5 protein-coding genes and 1 pseudogene are annotated in these 7,144 nt (G+C 69.1%); 4 read left to right on the top strand and 2 right to left on the bottom strand.

The features are described 5' to 3' along the window. Positions 1-456, bottom strand: a pseudogene (locus LX13_RS13390) (LCP family protein); the annotation flags it as partial. A 543-nt stretch (positions 457-999) separates the two neighbouring features. Between LX13_RS13390 and LX13_RS13385 the strand changes: the two are divergent. The 4 genes from LX13_RS13385 (at position 1,000) to LX13_RS13370 (ending at position 3,760) form a co-directional block, all read left to right on the top strand. Further along, complete coding sequence (locus LX13_RS13385) at positions 1,000-1,491, top strand: hypothetical protein (protein WP_253661775.1); 492 nt, start codon at positions 1,000-1,002, stop codon at positions 1,489-1,491. A gap of 37 nt (positions 1,492-1,528) precedes the next feature. Further along, positions 1,529-1,882: a hypothetical protein gene (locus LX13_RS13380; protein ID WP_253661774.1), complete on the top strand. Its 354-nt coding sequence runs from the start codon at positions 1,529-1,531 to the stop codon at positions 1,880-1,882. 64 nt (positions 1,883-1,946) lie between these two features. Then, entirely contained in the window at positions 1,947-2,939 is a 993-nt protein-coding gene (locus LX13_RS13375; protein WP_253661773.1) for an ATP-binding cassette domain-containing protein, read from the top strand. After that, positions 2,936-3,760, top strand: coding sequence for an ABC transporter permease (locus LX13_RS13370; protein ID WP_253661772.1), 825 nt, complete (start codon positions 2,936-2,938; stop codon positions 3,758-3,760). Before LX13_RS13375 ends, LX13_RS13370 begins: the two co-directional genes overlap by 4 nt. 4 nt (positions 3,761-3,764) lie before the next feature. Here the strand turns inward: LX13_RS13370 and LX13_RS13365 are convergent, their stop codons facing one another. Continuing rightward, complete coding sequence (locus LX13_RS13365) at positions 3,765-7,082, bottom strand: AfsR/SARP family transcriptional regulator (protein ID WP_253661771.1); 3,318 nt, start codon at positions 7,080-7,082, stop codon at positions 3,765-3,767. Positions 7,083-7,144 lie beyond the last annotated feature (62 nt).

Genomic DNA, 7,144 nt, shown 5'->3' with positions numbered 1-7,144 from the left:
CTTCCCGTCGGCGGGGACGTGGACGAGGATCAGGGTGTTCGTGTTGTATCCGCCCTCCTGTCCGTCGCCGGCGTGGAGCTGCGCGAGGACGTCGGGCGGGAGGTCGTTTCCGTTGCGGTCTTTGCGGGAGTCGAGGCCGATGAGCAGGATGTTCTCCGCGGCGCCGGTCGAGCGCGGCGCCCCGTCCAACGCATCGGACGTATGGAAGGCATTCTGCACCGTCTGCGCCCCTGACCACGCCAGCCCGGTCGCTGCCAACACCCCACACGCGGCCAACGCGACTGCCGTCCGGCCCAGCGTCGTGGCACGTCGCGGGCGTCTGCGTGGCGGTTCCGGGCGGGCATGCTTGGCGTGCCGGCCTCCGCCGGACGGGATGATCCGGGTGGCCTCGAGATCACCGGCAAACCGTCGCGGACCCTGACGGGTCGACGGTCGGCGCGGGTGGTCGGGCGGCATCGGCGGGTTCTCTGTCGTCGTGGGGCGGGGGCCTGGTGGCGGTGCCCAATGTAGCCGAGCGACACCGTCACCGACATCAGCACAAATGCGAGATACGTTGCGAACAGGGCCAATCGGACCGCAGACGGCGGCCACGGTGGGATCGGCGGCATCAGACTCACCGGACTCGGATGTCGTCCGGTCAGACGACATCCGGTCGTTCGCCGTAACAACGAAGTGGTACTCCGCGATACCACCATCAGATCCGTCGAGGTTCCGACTCGGCAGACACCACCGACCAGCAAGGGAGCGTGATCTCGAGCAGTACGACTTCGAACGCGGACCGCTGGGATTCCCGGTCACCGATGAACTCGACGCCGCAGGCAAAGGCCGTGAACAGTTCTTCGAGGGCTCCGGGTGGACGTCTCGGTCTTCCCGTCGGCGACGAATACCGCCAGGCCCCAACGGTTCCTGCTACGCCCAGGACTTCAAGGGCGGAAAACTGATCTGGCCCTGACCCGGCAGCACCCCAACACCATCACGAACACCAGAGGATCAACAGCCATGAGAATTTCTCGGCGCATCATCACCAAGTCTGTCGTGTCGTTGACCGCGGCCGCCGCCATCGCGACCACCGCCCTCGGCGCAGGTCACGCCGTGGCCGCACCGCAACATGTTGCGAGCCCGTCGGTTTCGGTCAACATCCCGTCCCGATGGCTCTTCTTCGCCGACCCGTTCCCCTTCGGCGTCGAGAACATCACCGCCACTCGAACCGCTCCCGGCATCCTGAAGTTCTCGTTGGGTCCGTATTGCGCGAGCGTCGACGACGCCATCCGGAAATCCCCGTTCCCACGCTGCGCGGGCCAGATCGACCCGCCTGCGAATGTCGCGTGGATCAACCTGTCGACGGGAGCCAGGGGCACGGTCCAATTGACGGTCTCCGGTGGCGACCAAGCGCCGCCGAGTGCCATCGTGCGCACCGGCACCGGACTGATCGCCCTCGGCGGTGCGCTAGCGAACCTCGGCGCCCCGGCCGTGGCCACCATCACCGCATAGACCGATCTCTTCACACACCCACCAGGAGGTAACAGACATGACAACATTCACCCGACTCACCGCGGCGGTCGTGCTGCCGCTCGCATCACTCGCCGCCGCAGGCGCCATCACCGCCGGAACGGCGTCGGCCGCGAGCGGACTGCCCGATCTGTCGATCTCCACCGACCGCAGCACCTGCACCACGACCGTCGTCAACAAGGGGCCGGTCACCGCGATCAACGCGGCGGTCTTCACCACCGCCTACGGCGGGCTCACGAGCTCCTCGGAGGACATCGCGCCCGGCTCATCACGAAAGATCCGCTACCTCGACTGCACCGGGTTCCCTGCGTTGACCTACACCTACGACACCAACGGCGACTCGAACCGCCTCAACAACATCACCCTCTTCTAGCCCGACAGGGCCGACGACAGTCGGTGTCAGTGCGACGACAGGCGCTCGGTGCAGTGTTCGTCCCATGAACACATCACCCGCCACCGATGCGCCGGCGATCGTCGCCCGCGGATTGGTCAAGCACTTCGGTTCCACCCGCGCGGTCGACGGTGTCGACCTGGTCGTTCCCACCGGTTCGGTGTACGGCGTCCTGGGCCCCAACGGCGCAGGAAAGACCACCACGGTCCGCATGCTCGCCACCCTGCTCCGCCCCGACGCGGGCACGGCCGAGATCTTCGGACACGACGTCGTGGCCGAGCCCGTCGCGGTCCGGTCGCTGGTCGGGGTCACCGGCCAGTACGCGTCGGTCGACGAGGATCTCAGCGCCCGCGAGAATCTCATCGTCTTCGCCCGCCTGCTCGGCAAGAGCCGCACGGAGTCGCGGACGATCGCCTCGGATCTGCTCGAGGAGTTCGGTCTCGAGGAGGCGTCGACCCGTCCGCTCAACGAGTTCTCCGGCGGCATGCGGCGTCGTCTCGACCTCGCCGCCAGCCTGATCGCCGCTCCCCCGCTGCTGTTCCTCGACGAGCCGACCACCGGACTCGACCCGCGGACCCGCGCGCAGATGTGGGAGACGATCCGGAGACTCGTCAGTCAGGGCTCGACGATCCTGCTCACCACCCAGTACCTCGACGAGGCCGACCAACTCGCCGACCGCATCGCGGTCATCGACCGCGGCGTCGTCATCGCCGACGGCACCGCCGACGAACTGAAGGACTCGGTGGGCGTCAACACCCTGCAGGTCCGCCCCGCCGACCGCACCGACACCGTAGCCACCCTCAGCATCGTCGAGCGGGTCGTCGGCGAAAAGGGGACCCTGAGCCCCGAGGCCGGTCGGGTCACCATCCCGCTGTCGCGTCCCGAGCTCGTCTCCGAGGTCATGGCCGCGCTGATCGCCGAGAACATCGCCATCACCGAACTCAACGTCGCCAAGCCGAGCCTGGACGAGGTCTTCATGACCATCACCGGCAAGCCGGCCGGCGCCGACACCCACTCCGAGAAGGAGCACGCAGCATGACCACCCTCACCATCGACAGCCCGACCGCCGAACGTCCCATCGTGCGGGAGGTCCCCGATTCGGTCGGCTTCACCGACACCGTCAAACAGTCGTTCACCATGGGCTACCGCGGGATGCTCAAGATCCGACACAACCCCGAGCAACTCTTCGACGTGGTGTTCCAGCCGATCATCTTCACGCTGATGTTCACCTACATCTTCGGTGGAGCGCTGGCCGGCAGTGTGTCGCAGTACCTTCCGATCATCATCCCCGGCATCCTGGTCCAGTCCGTCATCACCACCTCGGTGGTCACCGGCACCCAGCTCCGCGAGGACATGAACAAGGGCGTCTTCGACCGCTTCAAGTCACTCCCCATCGCGCGGACCGCACCCCTGGCCGGCGCGCTGCTCGCCGACGTCGTCCGCTATCTGATCGCCACCGTGATCACGTTCATCGTCGGCATCGCGATGGGCTGGCGGCCCGACCCGCTCGGCCTGATCGGCGCGATCGTCCTGGTCATCATCTGCAGCTTCGCGGTCTCGTGGATCTGGGCGCTGATGGGCATGCTCGTCAAGAAGGCGTCTGCGGTGCAGGGCTTCTCGCTGATGATCCTGTTCCCGCTCACCTTCGTGTCCAACGCCTTCGTACAGCCGGAGACGATGCCCGGTTGGCTGCAGGCGTTCGTCAAGGTCAACCCCGTGTCGAACCTGGTCACCTCGGTGCGCGAGATGACCAACAACGGGCACGTCGGCATCCACGTCCTGTGGTCGCTGCTCGGGGCCGCGGTTCTGATCGCCGTCTTCGCGCCGCTCACCGTGCGGGCCTACATGCGCAACGCGTGACCCGTCAGACCGGATCCTGCTGCAGGACGGTCTGATCCAGGATCGACAGGATGTTCTCGACGCACACGCGTCGGGGCATCCTGTCGATCGTCGTGCGGAGCGACTCCCATGCGTCCACCGACATCCCGGAGAGTTCGGCCATCTCCGCGCGGATCCGACCCAGCGCCGGGTAGTCCCGTCGGGCCTGCAAACGGGCGCCCATCGCCATCAGTCGTGCACCTGCATCCGATCCGCGTTCGGTCTGACACAGCGCCGCACCCACCGCGATCGCCCCGGCGCCGGTCTGCGGCAGATCGCGGAATCCGGCGGGCATGAACTGGGTGACCAGCAGCGTCGCCAGTGCGGGCAGGTGTTCGGACGCCGCCTGGCCGGCTCCCGACAACGTCAGCAGGGCGACGCCGGCACTGACCGACAACAGCATCGACGGGTCCTGGGTCGCCCGGGCGTGTTCGGTGAGTACGTATCGGACCAGGCGCCCGGCTATGTCGGCCGCGGTCGCGTCGTCGCCGGAGTACAGCGCGAGTTCGGCGGCGCCGATGAGGATCCCGGCGACCAGTTGCGGGATGCCCTGCGGCATCGGCTGATCCACCGACCATCCGTCGGAGATCTCGTCGAACAGCACCCGCGCCTCGTCGATGGCTCCCGAGCCGATCAGGCTGCACAGCAGGTAGCACCGGACCTGGGTGACCTCCTCGTCGGCGCCGAGCTCGGCCAGCTTGACCGCCGCGGTGCGGTAGTGGCCGACCGCCTCCCGGTAGCGACCGCTCTGACCGTGGATGCTCGCGATCTCCATCGACCCCATCGCCGTGATCCACATGTCGCCGCGCTCGGCGGCGAGTTCCTGGGCGAGGAGCGAGTCGGCCAGCGCGCCGCGGAGATCACCCACGTTCTCCCGTGCGTTCGACCGCACCGACAACGCGATCGCGCGGACCTCCGGCGTCGGCGCCCGACATCCACGAGAGATGACACGGATCGCAGCGAAAGGTTTGCGGGACAACATGATCGCGCCGATGAAGTCGGCGCGGCGGGTCATCACGGCGTCGGGATCCTGGAGGGCCCGGAGCGCGATCATCGACCGGGCCAGCACGCGCGGATCCGTCGACAGCATCATCAGATGACCCGCGGCCATCTCCAGCGACACCTGCCAGAGTTCGCGCCGACGTTCGTCGAGACCGGACGGCGGGTGCGCGAGCAGGTCGACGATACGCGGCGACCAGTTGCGGACCTCGACGTGCAGTCCGCGCGCGATCCAACTGCCCGCGAGGGCGGGGAACACGCTGATGGCCGTCTCGACTGCGCCCGCGGGTCGCGCCTCGACGTCGGGGTCGGTGCACCGCCGAAGCACCCACACGAGGTTGTCGGCGTCGGCGATGACGTCCATCATCGCGCTGCTGTGGTCGCCGAACTCGTAGCGGTTGCGGATGTCGTCGGCGCACGACGTCGCCCACCGCGCCATCGCACCGGTGACGTCGTCCCCCTCTCCCGACGCGGCCAGCCGCTCCTCACCGAATTCGCGGACCATCTCCAGCATCCGGTAGCGGACCCGGCCCGGCGTACCGGCCGACGTCCGCGTCGACGTCCCCGCCGATGTCTCCGTCACGGTCAGCAACGACTGGTCCACCAGGGCGTCCAGCGCGTCGTCGACGGCGAACGGATCGTCGCCCAGCGCCGGCCCGAGTACCGCGACCGCGGCGTCGGAGGAGAAGCCGGCCGGGAACCGACACAGTCGACGCAGCGCCGACCGGGACGGGTCGTCGAGCAGATCCCAGCTCCAGTCGATGACGGCCTGCAGGGTCCGGTGGCGATCGGGCGCGGTCCGGTCGCCCGACCGCAGCAGGGAGAGCCGTCCGGTCGTCAGACGTTCGGCGAGCAACCGGGCGATGTCGGCGACGCCCATCGTCCGGACCCGTGCGGCGGCGAGCTCGATGGCCAGCGGCAGACCGTCGAGGTCGCGGCACAGCTGCGCCACGGTCTCGCGGTCGATGACGACGTCGGGTCGGACGGCGGTGGCCCTGGCGACGAACAGGTCGATGGCCGGCGAGTCGGAATCGCCGTCGATGGACAGCGGCCCGAGCCGGTGGACCGACTCACCCGCGATGCGCAGCGGACCGCGGGAGGTGGTCAGCACGGTCAGATCGGCCACGGCCCCGAGCAGTTCGGACACCACGCGCGCGCAGCCGTCGATGATCTGTTCGCAGTTGTCCAGGATCAGCAGCGCCGACCGGCCGGTCAGCGCGTCGACGAGTCGCGAGGACAGGTCACCGACCGGGATCAGTGGACGCCCACCCGGCGCGAGGTCTGTCTCGCCCACGCCGAGCGCGGCGGCGACCGCGCCCACCACGTCGTCGTCGGTGCGGACCGACGCGAGTTCGACGACGAGCACAGACCGCGACTCGTCGGCCACACGGCGTCCCACGGCCTGGGCGATACGGGTCTTGCCGGCGCCACCCGGCCCGACGATCGAGACCACGCGGTGACGTCGCAGCCCGGCGAGCAGATCGTCGATATCGGTTGCGCGGCCCAGCAACTCGTTGGGTTCGGCTCGCAGACCGGTCGACCCGCGCGTGGAACGGACGGTCGGTGCGGCAGTCGGCACCGGAGCCGTGGTCGGGCCGTCGAGGAGCTCGCGGTGGACCGCGGCGATCTCGGCGCCCGGGTCGACCCCGAGCTCCGACGACAGCGCGCGCCGCAGGCGGGCGTGCACCGCGAGTGCGTCGTTGGCGCGCCCGGCGGCCTGCAGCGCCCGCATCAGCAGCAGGTGTGCCGGTTCGTCCAACGGGTCGTGGTCGCACAACGACTGCGCCACCCGCCGCGCGGTCTCGTGGTCGCCGCCCTCGAGCGCCACCCGGCAGCGGCGTTCGTCGAGGCGCCGCCGGAGCCCGTCACCGACCGCCCGCACCTCTGCGGCCAGGTCGTCGTCGCCGAGGTCGTCACCGGGCACGCCACGCCAGAGTCGCGCAGCGTCGTCGAGTGAGCCCGCGGTCCCGTCGTCGATGAGGCTGCGGGCCCGGTCGACGTCGACCGCATGGCCGGTGAGATCGAGGCGGTACCCGGCCGAACCGGCGGCGATCATGCCCTCGGGCAACGCGTGCCGCAGACGGGAGATCTGGGTGTGCAACGCCGACTGCGGCGACTTCGGCCTGGCGTCGCTCCACACGAGGTCGATCAGCACGCTGGCCGACCGCACGCTGCCGGGCTGCAGCGTCAACGCCGCCAGCAGCCGTCGCGCGCGTGTCCCGGCGATCTCGACCATGCCGCGGCCGGTGTCGACCGCGACCGGACCCAGCAGTCCGATCGTCACCGCCGACGAGCCCTCCGACATCACAACCCCTTCACGCGAACAGATCTACACACTAGTTGCGACACCGTCTGATCGGCCGCCGG

The sequence above is a fragment of the Williamsia maris genome (genome assembly GCF_024171815.1).
GTDB classification, from domain to species: domain Bacteria; phylum Actinomycetota; class Actinomycetes; order Mycobacteriales; family Mycobacteriaceae; genus Williamsia_A; species Williamsia_A maris.
Note: the sequence above shows the minus strand (reverse complement) of the source record. Positions and strands in the feature narration are given on the sequence as shown.

Bases quoted from the DNA above. Each gene is read 5' to 3' on its own strand.
- LX13_RS13370 (WP_253661772.1), top strand. From the start codon at position 2,936: ATGACCACCCTCACCATCGACAGCCCGACCGCCGAACGTCCCATCGTG.
- LX13_RS13365 (WP_253661771.1), bottom strand. From the start codon at position 7,082: ATGTCGGAGGGCTCGTCGGCGGTGACGATCGGACTGCTGGGTCCGGTC.
- LX13_RS13380 (WP_253661774.1), top strand. From the start codon at position 1,529: ATGACAACATTCACCCGACTCACCGCGGCGGTCGTGCTGCCGCTCGCA.
- LX13_RS13385 (WP_253661775.1), top strand. From the start codon at position 1,000: ATGAGAATTTCTCGGCGCATCATCACCAAGTCTGTCGTGTCGTTGACC.
- LX13_RS13375 (WP_253661773.1), top strand. From the start codon at position 1,947: ATGAACACATCACCCGCCACCGATGCGCCGGCGATCGTCGCCCGCGGA.